19 protein-coding genes and 1 pseudogene are annotated in these 20,373 nt (G+C 38.7%); 2 read left to right on the top strand and 18 right to left on the bottom strand.

All coding sequences use genetic code 11. From position 1 onward, the window contains the following. Window positions 1–69: 69 nt before the first annotated feature. The 8 genes from CDO33_RS12285 to CDO33_RS12320 form a co-directional block, all read right to left on the bottom strand. Window positions 70–1,617 (bottom strand): WG repeat-containing protein, encoded by a 1,548-nt coding sequence (locus tag CDO33_RS12285; protein WP_103082485.1) that lies wholly within the window; start codon window positions 1,615–1,617, stop codon window positions 70–72. Window positions 1,618–1,684: 67 nt separating this feature from the next. Then, window positions 1,685–1,975 carry a WG repeat-containing protein gene (locus CDO33_RS12290; RefSeq protein WP_103082486.1) on the bottom strand — a complete coding sequence of 97 codons (291 nt, stop codon included), beginning with the start codon at window positions 1,973–1,975 and terminating at the stop codon, window positions 1,685–1,687. Then, window positions 1,976–3,904 (bottom strand): WG repeat-containing protein, encoded by a 1,929-nt coding sequence (locus CDO33_RS12295; protein ID WP_161496574.1) that lies wholly within the window; start codon window positions 3,902–3,904, stop codon window positions 1,976–1,978. 311 nt (window positions 3,905–4,215) lie between these two features. Next, window positions 4,216–4,668: a hypothetical protein gene (locus CDO33_RS12300; protein WP_242973941.1), complete on the bottom strand. Its 453-nt coding sequence runs from the start codon at window positions 4,666–4,668 to the stop codon at window positions 4,216–4,218. Then, the gene (locus tag CDO33_RS12305) at window positions 4,658–4,870 is read right to left on the bottom strand and encodes a helix-turn-helix transcriptional regulator (RefSeq protein ID WP_103082488.1); all 213 of its coding nucleotides are present in this window, start codon (window positions 4,868–4,870) and stop codon (window positions 4,658–4,660) included. Before CDO33_RS12305 ends, CDO33_RS12300 begins: the two co-directional genes overlap by 11 nt. 250 nt (window positions 4,871–5,120) lie before the next feature. Then, a complete protein-coding gene (locus CDO33_RS12310) occupies window positions 5,121–6,320 on the bottom strand; it encodes an MFS transporter (protein ID WP_103082489.1) in 1,200 nt (399 codons plus the stop codon). 324 nt (window positions 6,321–6,644) lie between these two features. Next, entirely contained in the window at window positions 6,645–7,358 is a 714-nt protein-coding gene (locus CDO33_RS12315) for an EFR1 family ferrodoxin (RefSeq protein ID WP_161496575.1), read from the bottom strand. A 553-nt stretch (window positions 7,359–7,911) separates the two neighbouring features. After that, complete coding sequence (locus tag CDO33_RS12320) at window positions 7,912–8,682, bottom strand: GNAT family N-acetyltransferase (RefSeq protein ID WP_479690685.1); 771 nt, start codon at window positions 8,680–8,682, stop codon at window positions 7,912–7,914. Between the two features lie 946 nt (window positions 8,683–9,628). Here CDO33_RS12320 and CDO33_RS12325 point away from each other — a divergent pair. After that, window positions 9,629–10,636, top strand: coding sequence for a methyl-accepting chemotaxis protein (locus tag CDO33_RS12325; RefSeq protein WP_161496706.1), 1,008 nt, complete (start codon window positions 9,629–9,631; stop codon window positions 10,634–10,636). Window positions 10,637–10,847: 211 nt separating this feature from the next. Here the strand turns inward: CDO33_RS12325 and CDO33_RS12330 are convergent, their stop codons facing one another. The 10 genes and pseudogenes from CDO33_RS12330 to CDO33_RS12375 all read right to left on the bottom strand — a co-directional run bounded on the left by CDO33_RS12330 (window position 10,848) and on the right by CDO33_RS12375 (window position 18,833). Continuing rightward, window positions 10,848–11,102 (bottom strand): TfoX/Sxy family protein, encoded by a 255-nt coding sequence (locus tag CDO33_RS12330; RefSeq protein WP_103082492.1) that lies wholly within the window; start codon window positions 11,100–11,102, stop codon window positions 10,848–10,850. A gap of 2 nt (window positions 11,103–11,104) precedes the next feature. Further along, on the bottom strand, window positions 11,105–11,422 hold the full coding sequence (locus CDO33_RS12335; RefSeq protein ID WP_338053220.1) for a carboxymuconolactone decarboxylase family protein: 318 nt from the start codon (window positions 11,420–11,422) through the stop codon (window positions 11,105–11,107). A gap of 146 nt (window positions 11,423–11,568) precedes the next feature. Then, on the bottom strand, window positions 11,569–12,495 hold the full coding sequence (locus CDO33_RS12340) for a helix-turn-helix transcriptional regulator (RefSeq protein WP_161496707.1): 927 nt from the start codon (window positions 12,493–12,495) through the stop codon (window positions 11,569–11,571). A 591-nt stretch (window positions 12,496–13,086) separates the two neighbouring features. After that, a pseudogene (locus CDO33_RS12345) lies at window positions 13,087–13,910 on the bottom strand (transposase); the annotation flags it as partial. Between the two features lie 129 nt (window positions 13,911–14,039). Then, complete coding sequence (locus CDO33_RS12350) at window positions 14,040–14,933, bottom strand: hypothetical protein (RefSeq protein WP_103083112.1); 894 nt, start codon at window positions 14,931–14,933, stop codon at window positions 14,040–14,042. Window positions 14,934–14,984: 51 nt separating this feature from the next. Continuing rightward, window positions 14,985–15,761 (bottom strand): hypothetical protein, encoded by a 777-nt coding sequence (locus CDO33_RS12355; RefSeq protein ID WP_103083113.1) that lies wholly within the window; start codon window positions 15,759–15,761, stop codon window positions 14,985–14,987. Window positions 15,762–15,908: 147 nt separating this feature from the next. Further along, the gene (locus tag CDO33_RS12360; protein WP_103083114.1) at window positions 15,909–16,340 is read right to left on the bottom strand and encodes a hypothetical protein; all 432 of its coding nucleotides are present in this window, start codon (window positions 16,338–16,340) and stop codon (window positions 15,909–15,911) included. Window positions 16,341–16,433: 93 nt separating this feature from the next. Further along, a complete protein-coding gene (locus CDO33_RS12365; RefSeq protein WP_103083115.1) occupies window positions 16,434–17,129 on the bottom strand; it encodes a DUF4367 domain-containing protein in 696 nt (231 codons plus the stop codon). Next, entirely contained in the window at window positions 17,119–17,661 is a 543-nt protein-coding gene (locus CDO33_RS12370) for an RNA polymerase sigma factor (RefSeq protein ID WP_103083121.1), read from the bottom strand. Before CDO33_RS12370 ends, CDO33_RS12365 begins: the two co-directional genes overlap by 11 nt. A gap of 431 nt (window positions 17,662–18,092) precedes the next feature. Beyond that, window positions 18,093–18,833 carry a helix-turn-helix domain-containing protein gene (locus tag CDO33_RS12375; RefSeq protein ID WP_103083116.1) on the bottom strand — a complete coding sequence of 247 codons (741 nt, stop codon included), beginning with the start codon at window positions 18,831–18,833 and terminating at the stop codon, window positions 18,093–18,095. A gap of 147 nt (window positions 18,834–18,980) precedes the next feature. Between CDO33_RS12375 and CDO33_RS12380 the strand changes: the two genes are divergently transcribed. Continuing rightward, entirely contained in the window at window positions 18,981–20,354 is a 1,374-nt protein-coding gene (locus tag CDO33_RS12380; RefSeq protein ID WP_103083117.1) for a glycoside hydrolase family 1 protein, read from the top strand. The last annotated feature ends 19 nt before the right edge of the window (window positions 20,355–20,373 follow it).

The raw sequence follows: 20,373 nt of genomic DNA on the forward strand, positions 1-20,373 counted from the left end.
GCCTCCAAGAGTGTTTAATAAATACATAAACATAATTATAACTCATATTTGCTCAAAAACATTGCATTATTACTCGTAATTCTTTGGAGCAGCAGGATATTTATCTCTGTCCCAAGTTTTCTCTCTGCTCGTATACTCGTCAGATTTAAGGAAATACAACGTTTTGCTGAAAGAATCCCAGGTTGCATCAAGATGATAGTAGTAGCCCGAGATTTTAACCAGATTCCAGGCATGAGGCGTGTCTGAAGCATGGCCCACCACAATCATAGTTTCTATTCCTGCCAGTTTCAGCATTATATCCATTAACTCTGCAAACCCTTCACATACAGCATAATGATAATTTATTGCACCATATGCAGAATAGGATACTCTAGGAGTACTGTCATAATCGTTAACATCATATCGTACAGTGTCAGTAACGTATTTATGAATTGCATACACCTTTTCATATTCTGACATGGAGTCATTTATCAATTTCTTAAGTATTTTTTTTGCTTCGTTGACAGCATACTCATACTCGGCTTTTTGCTGTTCTGTATAATCAAAAGGTTTGATATACCAGGTCAGGTCAGTTTTTATGTATCCGTAGGACTCCCCTTTCATCTTAACCGGAGCGACTCCATTTTTAAACGAACGGGCTCTTGCGTATTTGGGTTCCACAAGCCAGGTTCCGTCCTTTTTCAAAAAGCCCCATTTATTAAAGTAGGTATTGTCGCTGTTCAATTCATTTATCATTACAGCTGCATAACCTTCGCTGAAAGCTTCTGCGTCCAGAAAAGGATATTCTTTCCCATCTTTGTCCTTGTAAGACTTGAAAATCTTGCCCTGCTCCGTGACGAACTCACACAGCTTTTTGCCTTTCAAAGCACCCTCTTTGCCTTCATACTCCACATATCCAATGCCTTCACTGGCACTGATCAATTTGCCGTCAAGTTTTACAACGGTACCATTCTTAAGGACAATTGAGTTAGTCCGTTTTGACACATCTTTGGAGGAATCCTCTTTATACACGCAAATAAAACCATCAACGACAAATGCCTGGCTATCGTATTCGGGCTTAACAATAGCTCCTTCATTGGTAATCAAACCATATTTTACATCGGAAAGGCCAATGAACGGATTAACGTTGGTTATATGTGCTCTAAAATAATCATTTGTATCAGCTCCGGCCAAATAGTATTTTGTTTTCTTTATATACTCACCCTTTTTATTTATAGTGGCCGCAAGCATATTGTCATTGACTACGGCAAAATTGTTCTTAAAGTTATAGGCCTCCATGAATTTCGGTTTTATGGCATAGGTACCATCAGGCTTTATATATCCCCATTTTGAAGTCTCACTATCCTCTGCTACGGCAGCCAGTCCTTCGCTGAAGGGCTTTGCCATAATAAATTGAGGCTTTATAATCCATTTTCCGCTCTTATTTACATATCCATATAATCCACTGCTTTTATCATATTTGGGGCTGAGGTCAACACTGTCACTGGCACTGGCGGCAGAATTATCAACACTGGCGGAAGTGCCGGTTGCTGCATAAGCTGACGCACTACCCAAAGTATTAAGACAAAACAGAGATATGAATATAATCACTAAAGCAATACTAAGTCCTCTTTTCACGGTATAACCTCCCTGATTCCAATCAAGTTTATACTGGCTATATCAGCAATCCAAATAGCGTTTTAAATCACTGCCAAACTATCTTTCCATCCTTGGTGATATCACCCAACCTGTTGTCCTTCCACACATAGCCTTTTCCATTGGTTAATGGACTTGCATAATCCAGTTCAGGCTTCACCAGCCAACTTCCGTCAGTCTTTATGTAACCCCAGTAGTACATTCCATCCTTGGGTGAAATAGCTTTGGCTGGAGACACTCCGTCAGAGAATACATAATTTTTGTTTTGAGTCACATCTGTTTTTATCTCTCCATTGGAAGTGATATGGCTGTATTTGCCATTCTTCCAAACGCTGGCCAATCAATTTTCAAACTCAGTAGCGCTTTCATATACAGGTTGTATGACAAACTTACCCGTTTTATCAATAAATCCGATTTTTCCTGATTTTATCACCGGGGCCAGCTTTTCATCAAAATTAAAAGCTCCTTCAAATTGAGGCTGAATAACTATCTTACCCTTTGTGTCTATATAGCCCCATTTTCCATTATCGGCATATATTGCAGCCAAACCGTTGCTGAAGGATTTTGCTGATAAGAACTTTGCTGTTTCCCCAAAAGCAAAATTGCCATTCTTGTCTATAAATCTGTATCTACCGCTGTCATAAACACAGGCAAATCCCTCTTTAAAATCCTGTCCAAAGTCGAAATTCCTGTTCATCAATTTTCCGGCTGTGTTGAGATAGTTTGTCTTGCCATTGATAGTAACCCGGCCAAAACCATCACTAAAGGGATAACAATCATCAAAAACTTCATTTGTGAGGCGTTTACCTTTTTTATCTATGTATGTCTTCTTCTGTCCTACTCTGATTATGCCATAATCACCATAAAAATGTATTGGTGCATCTGACATTGGTTTTATTACAGTACCGTCAGTCAGAACCAGACCCCATAACTCATTGTCCTTGGTGTTGTAACAGGATGTTGCCTCATCCTTATATGCGCTGTCATATATCGGTTCCACAAGATATTTATCATCTATTGTCAGATAGCCTACCTTGCCCTTTAATTCAATTCTTGCCACACCGTCTACAAAATCCCATATTTTATCGAAATCCTTCTTAAAGATTGGTTTACCCTCTGCATCAATTATGACTTCTTTGCCGTCTTTCATGACCTTGGAAGCTCCTTCAATGCTGACAAAAGGATACATATATACATAATCATTATCAAACTTGCTGCTTCCATCAAGATTCAGAAGCTTTTTCTCACCGTTCAGCACCGCTTCTATTTGACCATTAACCAAAGATATTGAATCATATATTGGCTCAGCTTTATAAGTTCCATCAATATTCAGCAATCCCCACTTGCCATTCTTTTTCACATAGGATATACCTTTACTGAACGCGGAAATATCCTCAAATTCAATGTCAGTCAAAAAGCTTCCGTCCGAGTCGACATATCCATATTTGTCTCCCAGCTTGACATGCGTAATCCCATCATTGAATTCTCTTATTTCATCATACTTGGGCTCCAGCACATATTTTCCATCAGCACCCATTAAGCCAAACTTTCCGTCTATTTCTACCATGCCTATAACTTTCGCTATACTACCAAAATGATGAATCCAATCAAAGGCAGGCTCAATTACTTTCCCGTTAAAAAGTATAAAGCCGTATTTTTCCTTGCCATCAACCATACTGCTGATTCTTATGTAATTACTCATCAATGCAATAGATTTGTATTTGGGCTCAATTATCTTACCGGTTTTTAAATTTACAAGGCCATACTGCGAATTCAAACTTGTAATTGCATATCCCTTATCAAGCAAATAGTCGCCTACATCTATATAGTCATATTTGGGTTCAACAACTATTTTCCCTTTATTGCTTACCAAACCATATTTATAATCTTTGCCTTTTTTTAACCCAACAAGTGCATAGCCTTTATGCATTGCATAGGCAATGTCAAACTGAGGCTTAATTAAATAGCTACCGTTGGTTTTGATATACCCGTACTTCATGCTTGAAAGATCTTCGCCTATGCCTACTTTTGCCAGGTTTTCGGAAAAATCCTCGCAATAATCAAATTTCATATCGATTACCAGCTTTCCGCTTTTGTCGATATAACCATATTTGAATTTACCTTCGTATTTACCTACTACGGCAAAATCACCACTGAAAGAGCCTGCATAATCAAGCTCACCACTATAGACTTCCGACTTGGCAAATACTCCGAATCCATGGATGTACAGAATACAGAAGAGCAAAATGACAGCAACTGCTTTTTTCATTGAATTAATCCTCCGTTTGTGTTGTTTTACCAGGTAGTTTGAAAGGACATATAAGATAAAGAATTTAATAATGTCTGTCAAAATTATGCAAATATCCATATCTTAAATATCCCAAATTTATCCTTAATTTCCCTCAAAATTATAACATAACCTTCCATATGCAGCAATAAAATAGAATAAATTATGTTTACTTGTAAGCCAGCATAAGCATAAATAAAAAAAGACATCCTGAACACTCAGAATGTCTTTTTGTCATTTTACTTCCTATTCTCAACTGCCCACTAGCACAAGAAGGTCAATAAAGGCCTCTGCTACATTTCTTTTTGATATTTATTAAGATAGTAAATCATGGAAAACACAATGAATAAGTCGGCAGCGACAAGAGTCAATATCACATACATATCCACCTGTATTAATGCAAACGCAAGAAGCAACACACCGAATACTATTTGCACCAGGTCATACGCTTTCGCTTTCGCCTTGTTGCTGATTGCTATGTTACGTTCATCCTTTGCCTCAATTTCAGCCCTCTTGGCCAATTTAGGATCTTTCCTTATTAGATGCAGCCTTATCGCTGTACCAAGATTACCTCCAAATATGCCTGCGCCAATTCCTACACAGACATAAGGCAATGTGAGCATGACGCCCTTTGCGCCCGGCAGCAGTATTGCACCCACGAGTCCTGCAACCAAAACTGCAAACCCAAACACCGAAAAAGCAATGTATTTTGCAATACCTTCCCTCTTCATTACTTCACTTCTCATCGCTTTTCTCCTCCTCATAAATAAATATTTCTTCGATGCTCATCCCAAAGAATCTGGCAATCTTAAAGGCGAGTGTTATTGACGGATTATAGCGCCCGTTTTCCAATGATCCTATCGTCTGTCTGGATACCTCCAATGCTGCTGCCAGCTCTTCTTGCTTCAAACCTCTTTGCTTGCGGATTTCTTCTAAACGGTTCTTCAATTTTATCCCCTTTCTCCAAAAATGGAAAGTTTGCTTTACATCTATAATTATAGCAGGTAAAATTTAGATGTCAAGTATGCTTTCCATAAAAATTTTGTAGGCTGTTTTGCTATACCAATCTTATGGGTGATAAGCTTAAATTACAGATATATAAAAGCAGCGCCAGGGTTAACCTGACGCTGTTTTAAAGGTAGTTTTATTCTATGAAATCAATATTATTAATGATATTTTCATAGTCCATATCCTTATATTATGATCTAGCTCTTTGTTTGCCGGCAAAACCGATTATCGGCTTTAGGGCAACTAAACCGACCAGCATAATTGTAGGAAAGATTATTGCCGTTAAGAGTCCCCAGTTCAGGCTGCTGCTATCCGCAATAATTCCGATAAGCTGTGGTCCGACGGAACAACCCAAGTCCCCAGCCAGCGCCAAAATTGCAAACATAGCAACACCGCCCGATGGATAACTTGCTGCGGTCAAGCTCAGCATTCCCGGCCACATTAAGCTCACGCTCAGTCCGCACAAGGCACACCCCAGCAGTGATATTGCTGGTATTGGCACAATCGCTGTAATGACAAAGGACGCCATACATAAGACTGAGGAAATAACTAATATCTTATGAATATGGACTTTTTGACCTTTCATTCCGTACCATGTACGTACAATTCCCATCATTACAGCAAACAGGCAGGGACCCAACAAGTCTCCCAGTGTTTTTGAGATGCCTAAACCTTTCTCGGCAAAAAGTGAAGCCCATTGAGCCATGGACTGCTCACTGGCGCCGGAGCAAATCATCAAAAGCAACGCAATTAAAAAGATTCTCGACCTAAAAAGTGTTTTTAACGGTGTTCGTTTGCTTTCCTCTTCAGGTGGAATAAGCGGCACCCGTGTGAACTTGAAAAGGGTGTATAGCGGCAGCAGTGACCACACAAGTGGCAGGAAGAACCATAATTCTTGTCCAAGAAATAGCAGTGCCAAAGTGGACAAGATGATTACCAGAACCTGCCCCCAACTATAGAATGAGTGCAATAGGCTCATTGAAGACGCTTTCGCTTCACTTGGAAGGCTCTCGACTATAGGGCTGACAAGCACTTCAATAAGACCGCCGCCTATTGAGAACAATATGCTGGATATAATAAGTCCTATGAAAGGGTATGGTAATACCCTGGGTAAAAAAGCTAATGCGATCATGCCGACAGCAGCAAACGCATGTGCCATGACAGCCGAGGTACGGTGACCGATTTTATCAACATATTCAACGGCAAGCGCATCAACTATGAGCTGCGTTACAAAGATAAGCATGACTATACTTCCGAGCATGGTATAGGAAAGACCGAATTTTTCCCGAAAAACTACAAAAAGTAACGGAGGAAGATTTACAATAAGAGCTTGAGTTATATAGCCCAAATAACAGGCATGAAGTGTGCTTTTGTAATTAATATTGCTCATATTCCCGGCTCCTTGCTACAAATGTTATAGTGAAATATTTTATTTCCTACCTTTGCACCTAATATAAATAATCTGTAATGCAAACTGTAGAATTGCCTAGACTCCATACAAATTTATATCTATTTTCCATTCAGTACCATGACTAATAAACATGCGAAAGCACTTTTCCAATGCTTATTAGCCCATGGCACAAACATTTTATCAACTCAGTTTTAAAAAATCAATGCTGTTCACACAACCCTGTAAATTTATTTAGAAATCTAAAAATAATATGTGTGGGTGTGTTCATGTTGGCAAAAGGGAATACCTGTCCCCATGAAGGCTTTAATCTTTATATCTATACCGCTTTTTACCTACTGTGTGCTTCCCGTACTCAATCGCTTCCTTTGGGCAGCGATGAATGCATCCAAGACAATGCTGGCACTTGTCCTTTATCCATCGGGGCTTACCATCTGTTAATCGAATTGCTTGATCCGGGCAACTGATTTCACAGAGCTTGCATGATATGCATTTGTCAGTCACATAAAACCGCTTTGTTCTTCTTTGCTTTTCGTAAAAAGCTTGAAATATCTTTCCGAAAGGAATCAAATAAAAAGGACTGCGATATGTTGAAAGGGAGGACTTGATATGCAGTGCTGTTGCTTCTATTTCTGCATCTGCCTTTTTTAATTTTTCATATATCGTTTTCTCATCGTCCAGCTTATGCCATACAATATAGTTCGTTTCCATAGGAAGCTGATAGACTAATGATTTTGCCGGATGAACCAGCTTTTTTACATCTCTGTCCGCTGTTCCAATAAAGCCTCCACATGTGAAAACAACAAAAACCTCTTCATCGGATGCCCAAGAGGTTCTCTCAAAAAGATTACGCACAATAATTGGCAAAGTCCAGAAATATAAAGGAATCACAAAAATTATCCTGGAATTCATGTCTATTTCCGTATCATGTGTAATCTCCACTGTTTCTTCATTGAGCAGCTCCGCCAGGCGCATTGCTGCATGTTTACTGTTTCCCGTAGCACTAAACCAATAAATCATTTGTTGCATTCCACCACATCGATTAGTTTTACGTCACTCAATTCCTAAATGGCATTCAAAAGCTTCTTCGTATTACCGTGATGCCGGGATTAATATGCAATCACAGCTTTCATAAAAACTCCCCTACTTTGGTTCATTGTTAATTTTAGAAATCGTATTGCTTATAATTTCCATTCTATATCTATTTGCCAACCCTATGATCTTCTTAAAACCTCACTATCTGGTCCGTCGACCCGGAAGCGGAATAAGTCGGTCATTCTTTCTTCACATGATAAACTTCGATTTATCTTTTTCTTTTGAATCTTACCACTACTTTTTCAATGAATAAGTCAACAAAAGCTTCTACAACACTTGATACTATGTCAAAAATAATTTCACCCATACGCTTCCTCCTTTAAATTGGATTTTGACGGCTGGTTTATTCATATTTGCGGAAACACTGTGCCCTATACATCCACAAACGTATTTTTTATATTAACCTAATATAATATACTCTATTATACCCTATTTGTCTCATGAGTTCCGCAAAATGTCACTAAATTAATATTTTTATCTATTTGTTCATTTCAGCGACCATCTCCTGCGGTTTCGCTGACATTTCCACCCATGCGGGAATAAATCCGCTCTTTACTGCATTTCGTGCTGATCTGATATTTGACCAAGCAGAACAATAAAACGGAACCTTGCCGCGTTCCAATATTTCTATGGCCAATCTACTGGTTAAGGCAGCTGCAACTCCTCTTCTACGATATTCAGGCAACACATCCACACCAATCTGCCACATCCGGTCACAATCAGCCGAACATCCGGCAAGCCCGATAAGTTTATCTCCATCATAAGCTCCAATTCCAAGGACATCCAATTGCTTGCGGTCTTCACATAAAGCATTGCTCCATTCCGGCTTATACAAGTTCACAAAATCAGGAGCTTCCAAAACCCTTAGCTCGTAGTCACATGGCATCTTTTTAAGCTTATCAACATCCGGCAGATAGTACTCAGACATGAAACAGACTCTCTGTCCATATTTGGCCAATCTCTCATCCAACCAGTGCATATTTGGTGTTTCAAAGCAGTGGTAGAACTCAAACTTATGGATGTATTCAGTTACAATCTCACGATATTCGTCTTTTACGGATGCCACTATATTATTTCCGTATGAAACCAACATGCAAGCGATGGGCTCCTTATAATATTTTTTTGCTGAAGGCCCCAATACGGATTTAACAACCACATGATCACTTTTCAGAAAATCATCCGCTTTACAATTGATATCCATGGCTGATTGCTCCATAGCAATCCGCAATATTTCTTTATTCGTCATCATCCATATACCTCTGGTTCCTATTAGAATTTGTCCGTTTTATGCCATGATTTATTAAGTCTTCACTGACCTTCGTTCTGATTCTATTCTGTTTTTATTCGGAGGCTCCCAAACTATAAATCATGGAAATTGTCTATTTCATAGCATAAATACTTTCACTTATCAGAAATCTCGCAGGAGCAGCATATTTGGTGCAGTAAGCTGAGTGTCAATATGATCTGCCATAACTTTTCTGCCAATATTAATTATCTGTACTTTGCCCCATAAGCAATACTGCAATTATAATATCAATAATTTTCCATACAGTCAAACGGCATATGGTATAACCCTGACCATATGAAAAATCTCAACAAAACTATGCTTCAAGACAAATATTTTATTTGAAATTGTTCTAGAAATATAATAGAATCAAAATGTTAACAGCTTTTAATTGCTCTAGGAGGTTTCTATGAATTACAGCATTCACTGTAGAAAGGTTCACAAAATCAATTTATTTTTAACTCAAGGCCTTGTCACTTTAATTTTAATACCTCTAGTCTATTCCCGTGGGCTTGATGCTTGCAAGCTCTATATTTTTTCCGGGATTGTGGTAGTTGGGTTGGCTACCCTTAATTATTTTATTCCCACTCCCGATAAGGTAAAGGGGTTGATTTTCGCTCTATTACCCCTCACTGTCATTTGTACCATATTTTATATTGATAGATTCACCTTAAATAAGCATTATATGATGTTTTTTACTATAATCATGATCGCCCTGTATTTTGATAAACAGATGATATTTATTTATAGCGCATTCATGATCCTTTATACTTTTGCTTTATATATCTGTGTTCCCGCAAAATTGCTGGGTGCCGAACATAATATACCTGTGTTTATTACCATCTTTTCAGCGATTTTCAGCACCTTAGCTGCTTTATACTTTTTAACGGATGCGGGAAGCAAACTCATTTTGAGCTCTATTAATAAAGAACAGAACGCACAGAAGCTTGTTCAGCAATTAACAGATGTTCTTCAGACAATCAATCAAAGCGCAGTAAAGCTGAACCATAGCACTGAGAATGTAAAACTGAACATGGATAGGATTCGTGAAGACAGCCAGTCTATTTTAGAGACGGTAGAACAGATGGCTGCATCCATCAGCTACGAAGCACAAAATATCACCCAGATTAACAATGTGGTTCTGTCCTCCCTGCAAAACATGGAGAAAGCAGCGTCAGTATCACAGGAGGTAGCCGCTGAATCCCAGAAAATGAATCAAAATATACAAAAAGACTGGCACAAGGTTAGCCGGATCACTGAATATATGAATACCCTGAATGATTCGGTTCAAATCACCACATCAACCGTGGATGAATTGCAGGAGAGCCTTCAGATGGTGAATTCCCTATTGCTCGGTATAGAAAATATCGCCAGCCAGACCAATTTGTTAGCTTTAAATGCAGCCATTGAAGCAGCACGAGCCGGCGAACAGGGAAAAGGGTTCGCCATTGTGGCCGACGAAGTTCGCAAGCTTGCCGAGCAAAGCCGTGAAATAGCTTCCCAAATTACCAAGGTCACACAGCAAATATTCGAAAAATCAAAGGCTGCTCAGGAGAAATCTCACGAAGGAAAGCAAGCTGTCGAGGAAGGGCAGTATCTATTGCATGAAATTGCCCAGTCCTTTAACACTATGAAAGAATCCTTTGATATGACCAATTTGCATCTTAAAAATAACATGGATACAATTTTGCAAACCACCAGGGAATTCCATAAGCTGAGTGAGCAGATAGAGTCAGCTGTAGCTATTACCGAAGAAAATACAGCATCTACGGAAGAAATTGTATCCACCCTTACCACAGAAAACGAGTTTATTGATATGATTTCGCAGTCAACACAGCAATTGAAAGATTTGAGCCAAGAGTTATTGAATGTATGCCAGAGTCAGGATTCCGACCTTCTCAGGATGGAGAAAAAATGAAAAATATTGTTGCATATAGGCGGCGCAGCGTTTTAATCTGCGCCCGCTTTATTATATAAGGTTTTAAAATCGCCTAGCAATTAAGCTGCATAAGCTTTTATTTTTTCTAATACCTCCACCATTCCACATGCCTTGAGGGCGGAAAAAGACAAGGTTTTTGTGTTCATGTCTTTTTATAGCAGCTTAAAGTTTGCCAATATTTTCAATCCTGCTATTTAAATGAATCAAAAAACCTTTTCAATTCTTCTTTTGTTTCACAATCCAGATTATGCCACCTTATACCTTGTATGGCACCTTCAAGGGCGCAAAGGGAGTTAAAACAGGTATCTCCTTCAAGCAAGCGCAGCTTTATAAATGCTTGCTTACTGCCAATCTGCTTCAAATCTTCAGCATCTTTTATTCCTGCCTTGACTAGACGTTTCTCCAATGTTTTGCCAATATTCGGCAATTCGCTCAATTTCCCCATAATCACACCTCATCAAAAGAGCTTAAAGCAATCGAAAGTGATTTGATGACCTTGTTTCCAACTGCCGGCAGTCCAAGAAGAATTGCACTTTTGATATCTTCCCTTGAAGCGCCCAATTCTTTTGCTCTCTTGACATGGAATGGAATGCCGCTTTCCAGGCCAACGGCTGCAAGCACTGCGATATATGCTATTTCCATAGTTTTTTCATCAAGGCTTGATGCCCTGTCAAGCTTTTGTACTGCCTCCATCCATGTCTTTGAATGCTCTGGCGCTTCTTTCATAAACACCTGAAATGAGTTACTTACATCTTTGCTATTCACAATTTTTCCCTCCTTGTAAAAGCTTCATTACTTCGCTTTTGTTATTTAGCCTTTGTGCTATTTCATTTCTGTAACAAATTTCTATCTTTTGTAAAAGTATCATGTTTTTACATTTATGATATCACAGTAAACCAGACAACTGTATGTCAAGTTTTTTCATATACTTTACAAATACTTTCCGCCATGCTCTTTATCTTTTCTCTAAGCTCAACAGGCTCCAACACCTCTACTTTGTCACCGAACCCAAGTAGAAATCCATATAGCCATCCACTTATCCCCATATGGAAGGTTACTTTCAGTCTGCCGTCCGGAGCAATTTCATAATTGTTTATGCCAAAAATATCATTCACCACATACACCATAGACTTATCGAACATTACAACAATGGGCAAGTGTTTGTCGTTGTCAAAATCCCCATCCAAATTCACACTGTCGATCGAAAATTCTCTGGCTTCAAAAGCAATGTCAGTTATTTTCAAACCGCTCATCCTACTGAGCTTGAACAGCCTGAAATCCTTCCTGAGCAAACAATAGGCGTAAAGATACCAGTTAGCTTCTTTAAATATGATGACACAGGGCTCCACTCTTCTTTCTGTCAGCTTTCCATTGCTATAATATATAAACTGGATAATTTTCCGCTCTCGTATGGCTTTTTTAATTTCTCGTATTCTTAAGCCCAGTTGGTCATTTTTGTTCCATGAAGACAAATCAATCATAATCTCATTGCCTGTCGGTATGTAATCGGATTTGCCTGCAATATTGGTGAGTTTTTCTATCAGCAGCTTTATTTTTACGTCATCGCTTATGCTGTACAGCCCTTTCAATCCGGTAATTATCTTGGAAACCTCATCGCTTGTAAGGATGTTCTTGTCAAGCTTGTACCCTTCCATTATACCAATTCCACCATCTGCCCCCTGAAAGGTTCTGATGGGAATTCCAGCCTGTGATATAGCTTCTATATCCCTGTAAATCGTCCGGACTGAAACTTCAAACTTGTCTGCCAATTCTTCGGCCTTCACCTTTTCATGATTTAGCAGATATATAATAATAGACAGCATTCTCTCAAGTTTCATCTTCATTGGTCAGACCATTCTCTCCTCCTGTTTTACTATAATGATATCATAAAAACCTGACACATATATGTCAGGTTTGCGTCGATCTTATATCACAAATTTGCAAGTTTAGGAAGTCCGCCATTCCAGCAGTTTGAACCTGCTTGTCCAGGCAGAAGGCGTTTTTCTTTAAAATTTCGCAGTCAGAATCATTCCCTTGCATAAATACATCCTTTAGTGATGAAATATTTTAGAATCCTTCTCACTAGCAACGGACCTTAGACTTAGGAAAATTAAAAACAATAGAAACAGCTATAATTACAGCAAGTCCTGATAAAGGAATTATTAACTTTCTCACAAACCCTTTCCCTCATTTCTTTTATCTATATAATAATAGTGCTTTGAACAAACAGACGCAGCACGATTGCTGCGTCTGTCCATTATATTAAAATCTGGCCTAAATCACTTACATCAGCCTTCCGGAATTTGATACAGGATTTTAATATGGAGTTTGATGATATTAAAAGCCTAATAAGTTACAGTTTTGCTGTAAATCGTATCCGAACTTAATATAAATGCTGGTTTGTCGGATAAAACTCATTTGCTCCATCAAAACAGAATAACGGCATTTTCAAGGTCATTGATTTTACCCTCATGCCTATAAACATAGTAAGTATTGTCACCTGCTGTAACTGGGCTGGTTTCGTCCTTACTGATAAAGGTTGAAAATTCTCTGACACTTGTTTTAATGCCTCCGGGGTAAATCACTCTATTGGATTTTATTCTTCCAATGGTGTGATATCCTCTCTTTAAGGCATAGAGCATCACTTTACCCGATGTATACCAAGCATCCAACAACAAGTACGTTGTTTCTGTAACCGGTATAAATTCATCAATAAGCTGCATTGCAAGCTCTTGTTTATTCTTAAAATGCTTCTTTGCTTTATTGCCAAAGAACTGCTTTCTAAGATAGAGCTTGAAGTTTTGTGGCAATGAATAATCAGAAATCTTATAATGGGAAGTAACTATGCAATGTGACCACATGGGTTTTTCGTCACTGTGTGAATGATGGAAATCAAGGCCCTCAATCTTTTTAGTAGACTTATCTTTTTTACTCAAAGAGTCGTCTATGATGAGAAAGCCTACAGTATCTTCATTCACGCTATTACGGACAACATTTAGAGAATGGTTAATTCTCTTGTGGTCCACATAATCGTTACTCCATTTATACTCTCCGAGGAATCTTGAACCACAGCTTCTATCCCAGTTACAGGTATGCTTTGATTAGATCCTGGAAACATTTTGCTTCCCTCGGTGGTAATAATGCCTGAGACCATAAGAACCATATGATTTTGTATGGCTTCAGAATTATGTAATTTTAGCATATTTATATAATTGATTATATTTTTGTTTTGTTCTATTATTATCTCAGGCATAAGTATGACCCCCGTGGAAACTGTTTGTTTCTGGACAATTCAAACTTTACCACACTTAGTCGACTTATGCTTTTGTTTTACCATTTTATTGGTAATACAATTATTTACTTTTCAATACACAACACTAATTTAATAAATTATTAGATAATAGTTTTCTGTTTTACTGCTTCCACTAAAGGAATAAACTTTAAAATAATAATAACCTGATGAAGTAAAATTATACGTTGCTGAATAATCATCTGAAGTTGAATAATTACCAGTAATAAGCGCTCCACTACTGTCATAAACCTTTACATCATAATCATTGCTTGAAGGATCAATCAGACGAATAGTTTTACTGCCAGAAGATATATATACTTTCCAATAATCTTCATCTCCTGAAGAACTAATAGTTCCACCATTCCACTCATTCATGTAAGCAGCTTTTGCTGAAGAGATTGTCCCATTTGGATCGACTTCATATGACCAGTATCTTGTTTCAGGTGCCGTAAATCCTTGCTTAAATGGTATTGTACGATTTGTTGTTTCAGCAAAGGTTGTCCATGTGCTTGGAAATATTATGTAATAGCCTTCCTGGGACTGGACTTTATACATGCTAGAATTCGATGAAGTTTTATTGAGTGTCATTGTTGTATAATAATACTTATCTGATTCTAATGAATCTGCATCGGTTGTTCCAATTGCAATGTTCATCTCGTTACCGCTATCTAACGCTTGGGTATCCTTGTACGCACTAGGCAAGTCTGACTGAAAAGATGTACATGTTGTAGCATAGGCATTGCCATCATAATTGTAAAAAATCACTTCTTGCTCATATGTATCATTGCTAGCATCAAATTCTGTAATACCTGTGTCATTCCATTTCGCGAAGATGTAAGCATATCGATAATTTCCTGATTCGTATATACTTATTGCTCCATAATGTGGAGTGAAAGTCGTATAGTCTGCAGCTGCAAATGCATAATCTGATATTATCATAGCAAATGTTAGTAGCAAAACAAAAGACAGCAAGATCTTTTTCATTATTAAAACCTCCCATTTAGCATAATTTTATATAATCCTATCAATACTGTATTAATTCTTTATAATTGGGGTTATAATGTTATTGTTATCAAAGTCAAGAATCTCAACAGCTAAGACTTTACCGGATTTTGCCAGAGTATACAGATCTGAATTCTTTGCTTTTACTCTTATGCCAGTAATAAAAAATTTACCTTTCTCCATATTCTCTTTTTGCTCTTGTAAATGTGTTAATTGTTCTTTGGCAGCTTTATACTCCATTAAAATTTCGTCTAAATTAGTCTGTGTATTTTCAGGGACCTCTATTGTCTCTGGCTTAATTCCTTTGGCAATAGCATCTTCATCATAAGATACATTATTATTTTGAATATTAGATGATTCTTGGTTTTCCTGAATAATACTGAGGCGGCTTTCAATTTCATTAAGTATTTTTTCCTGTTCCTTAATCCCATTATCTACAAGTGCATAGATTTCCTTGTAGTAATCATTTTGTATGTCCTCAATGCTTTTATTAGTACAGTCAAAATAGCCACCATACACAGTTTTGACACTTGAAGTAAAACTATGAAACTCAGAAATGATCTCACAATCTTTTGGCAGAATATTAGCTACATCCTTAAAGAGTGTTCCTTTCATCAAACTAATCATAACTTCGCTTTTTTTGTTAGGTGCATTCTTGAGATTTTCTATTCTTTCATTTGACATCTGAATTCTCTGCTCGGGAGAATTTTTCATGTACTCCAAGGCATTGGCTTTAGACTTAGGAAAACTAAAAACAATTGAAACAGCTATAATTAAAACAAGTACTAAAGGAAAAATCACTTTTCTCATAAACTCTTTCCTTCCTTTCTCTTACTTATATAATAATATTTGGGGTTCAAAGTTGCAGCAGGATTACTGCGTCTGTTTAATGCTTGTAAATTTTTAGTAATCTGGCTTGAATCATTTGCATAAGCTTTCTAAATTAAAATTAAAAGCCTAATAAGTTACAGTTTTGCTGTAAATCGTATCCGATTCGTAGCCACTGTCGGCAGATACGTAGTAATATGTCTCTACCCTGTAAGTCCCACTGGACACTTGATAACTCTCGTGTATGGATGCCGATGAAGATGTGGAAGATTTAGACCAGCTTTTTACATTGGACCATGTGCCGTTGGAATAACGCTGCAAAGTACATGAAAGATAAATGTATTTTCCAGCTGGTGTCTTCTGCACATAACCATAAACGGTGGCCGTTCCGTCTGCAGAAATGGTCAGCGAAGTGCTTGCCTGGTTGATGTAAGTATATAGAATTGACACTCCGGAATCCTGCTTTGCACTGGTTTCTTCCGCTGCAAATGCTGATGTTGCTAATACAGCCAAAATAATCAGGGTACATAATGAAAAAGCAAAAAACCTCTTTTTGAACATTTAAAAACCTCCCTTGTTTTCTTTATAAAATAAGACAATTCAAAGGAGGTTTTTGTGACAGCAAGGGAAAATATTCTTTAGAAAATTTTTAACTTATGGTTCCAACTCCGTGCCTGTAATTTCAACGCTTTCCGCAATCTTAAACACGATGTCCCTATCCAGAGTTGATGACACCATGTACATATACTTATCATCATACCACAACAGGTTTTGAACGCCCTGATTGGAGTAGTACCTGGCCGGTAAACCATTAAACTCAAGTTCTTCCAGTTTTACACCTTCTGTATTTATGTTGATTGAAATATTTCCAAGGTATTGCTGGCTGTAGGATATAAAATCATTTCCCTTTTCATATTCCAGCAGAACCATGCCGTCAGTGTCTCTATTGACCAGCTTAAAGCCTTCCGGTATATAGGCCGGCTCAAATACGGCAAAGCCGTCGGTCGCATTTTGGGATGACCGGTTTTCATTGAAGAATATGTGGGTAAGTTTCTCATACACTTCGGTTATGATTTCAAATACAGCACTACGTACAGCTGATACGTTCATTGCTGCTGCAAACAGAATAATGATTGCGGCAATCACGGCAGCCACACGCCTACGCAATAATATCGCAGGTCTCACTGAGCTTCCCTTTTGGTTTTGCCGTATAAGCTTTTTCATCTTTCGTTCAAACCTATTCGAAAACTCATACTCTATTTCATCGTCTGTAGGCAGGTTTTCCATCTCAAATATGTCCGCTTGAATAACAGCTTTTTTTAGCATATCTTCAGTAAAACTAGTAGACATGAGCGCTTTCCTCCTTTCCAAGAATCTCCTTGATTTTGCGCTTGGCACGCTCAAGCCGTTTCCTGACCACTGCCTCAGATACATCCAACATCTTTGCTATCTCTTCATTTGAAAAATCATGAACATATTTCAGTGTCAACACCTCTTTGTATATAACCGGCAACTTCAACACCGCCCTTGCAAGATGATCCAAATCCTCTACAGCACTTGTAAATTCTGTCGTCATGCAGTATTCCACATCCTCAAAGGAAATTGTTGTACACCTTTTTCTTTGGTTGTATAAGTTGATAGAGATGTTCCTAACCATAGTAACAATATAGCTCTTAGTTTTGTGACATGAAATTTCTTCCAATTTATCAAAATTCTCAAGAATTTTCAAAAAGGTTTGGTGTACAGCATCTTCGGCAAGCAGTTCATCATTCAGGATGCGGTTGGCCACATGGAACATGAGCTTTCTGTATGTCATATAAAGTGTTTCAAATTTACTTTTATCCTCTTCACCGCCCAGCATCGCCAGATATATTGGAAGCATTTTCTCACCCCCTGCATTTTCATGCTCTTTTTGCATCCTTTCTCTTCGATATAACGTGGTCTTCCGCACTACCGCATGATCTTGATTACAGCCTGTTGTTCCATAAAAAAAGAAGCAATGAATGCTTCCTGGAGTTCGGCTTTGCGGCATATATCATATTTAAAAGTAAATTAAACAATTTCATCCGCATTACTCTTCATAAAATGAACATGAAGAAAGCACGTCCTATATGTTTAAATTCTTTATTTTTCACAGTTTGGTTGTTAAAGCTTAAAATTTTAATTCTCCTCTGATAAATTCCATTAGTAGTGAGTTCCCATAATATTGACCGGAAACAGGAGCATATCACGCTGTACCGCTATCCGGAACCACTGCTGCAAAAATCATGCGCCCCGGGCAGCATAAAAGAAATATTAACACCCTTCCTCACATCAAATTCTTTCGGGATTAGCACCAACTGCATATTCTCTCGGGCTGCAGCCATAGACTTGGCGGAACACTTTGGAAAAGTATGACAGGCTTTGATATCCCAGCATCTCAGCAATCTCAGAAATGGAGTATTCTCCATTGAGAAGCAGATTTTTGGCCTCGTCCATTTTTATATTTCTGATATATTCTGTGAAAGAAACACCCGTCTCGGCCTTAAATAGAGAAGAAAGGTAGCCGGAGTGCAACTTGATCTCCTTTGCAACATCCTGCAGCCTGCATACACCATACAGATGCTGATTGACATACCGGATGGCCCGGCTAACCTGCATGGAATATCTCTTCTCTCTACCAACGCGTACAAGATCCTTATAATGCCTGGTTATTTCCTCTATGATTGCACTCCAATTATTCATATCTGCACAGGCTTCAATTTCATTGATATAATAGTCACTCAGCGCATAGCATTTTGCATCGTCAGCTCCCAAGTCGGCAGCATAACGGCATATTATTGCTACAAAGCAAATCAGGCTGTTTTTAAGCGCCCTTAAAGGTTGTGCTGCCAGGGGAAACTCGGTTATTGCCTTATCTGCAAGCTTAATATCACCCGAAACATTACCATCAAACAACAGCTGATTCTCCTGTAGAAGAGCCATTAATACCTTATGCTCCTCTTCACGGGAATAATGTCCGTAGCCAGACATCAACATTTTCTTCACAGCACGCTCAGCCTGTGCCCTGTTCATGATTTCACCTGATAATCATTATAATAATCTTGAAATTTTACAATTATTATACATTGTAACTGATATAATTACAATACAATCAGACAAATGTAAGCATTAGTTCTATCATCAAGGTTTGACCGCCAAATATGAAGGGGGATGATATGAATGAGCGTTTTTTCTAAGAATTTCATGTGGGGTGGCTCTGTATCCAGCATGCAGACAGAAGGTGCATGGAACGAAGGTGGTAAAGGGCTTACCGTCTATGATGCCCGGGGCACAACAAAGTTCGGATCGGATTGGAAGGTGGCCATTGATTTTTATCACCGTTACAAGGAGGACATTGCTCTTTTTGCTGAGATGGGCTTTACAGCTTATCGCTTTTCTCTCAGCTGGGCACGCATCCTGCCGGACGGAGAAGGAGAGGTCAATGAGGAAGGGCTTCGCTTTTATGAAAATGTCGTCGATGAGCTGCTAAAGTACAACATTGAGCCTGTTGTTTGCTTTTACCATTTTGATATGCCCCTGGCATTGCAAAAGAAATACGGAGGTTGGATTGGCCGGCAGACGCTGGAAGGCTTCAAAAAATATGTAGAAACAGTGATCCGGCGCTTCGGTACAAGAGTGAAATATTATATACCAATCAATGAACAAAATGCCGCTTCTCTGGTGACTCTTTTCCAGCTTCCTCCCGATGCTCCCCAGAAGGAAAAGGATAGACTTCAGGCTATAAGCATTCATCATATGTTTCTGGCTTCTGCCGCAGTCTGGCATCTGGCAAGGAAATATGCGCCGCATGCCAAGGTAGGCGGAATGGTAAATTTCACTCCGTTTTATCCTGCAACCTGCAAGCCTGAGGATGTTCTCGCCGCGCAAAAAGCAGGCCGCAGCTATAATTATCAGACACTGGATGTCTTTGCCAATGGTGAGTATCCCTCTGATCTGCTCAATGAATGGAAAAGAGAAGGCATCACCCCGCCAATGCAGCCGGACGACCTGGAATATCTCCGACAGGCCAAGATGGATTTTCTAGCTCACAGTTACTATATGTCAATGGTGGTTAGAAGCGAAAATGACAACAGAAAAACCTCCCTTCTACTGCAGGCAATAAATAATCCGCCGAAAAACGAATACCTGCAGCAGACAGAATGGGGTTGGACCATCGATCCGGTCGGTATAAGGCTGACCGTAAAGGAAATCTATGAACGATACCGTCTTCCGGTATTTACCATTGAATGTGGCATCGGTGTAGATGAAACCTTGAACGAACACGGTACCATAGAGGATGACTACAGAATCAATTATTTCCGTGAACATATTGAACAACTGAAGCTGGCAGTCTCCGAGGACGGCGTGGACCTGATGGGCTTTTTAACCTGGGGTCCGATTGATATTTTAAGCTCCCAGGGTGAGATGAGAAAGCGCTATGGCTTTATTTATGTTAACCGCACCGACACCGACTTAAAAGATCTGGCCAGATACAAAAAGAAAAGCTTTTACTGGTTTAAACAGGTTATCGCCAGCAATGGTGAGATATTGTAGAGAAAAAACGGGGGTAGAA

Source organism: Clostridium thermosuccinogenes (assembly GCF_002896855.1).
Classification (GTDB): Bacteria; Bacillota; Clostridia; order Acetivibrionales; family DSM-5807; genus Pseudoclostridium; species Pseudoclostridium thermosuccinogenes.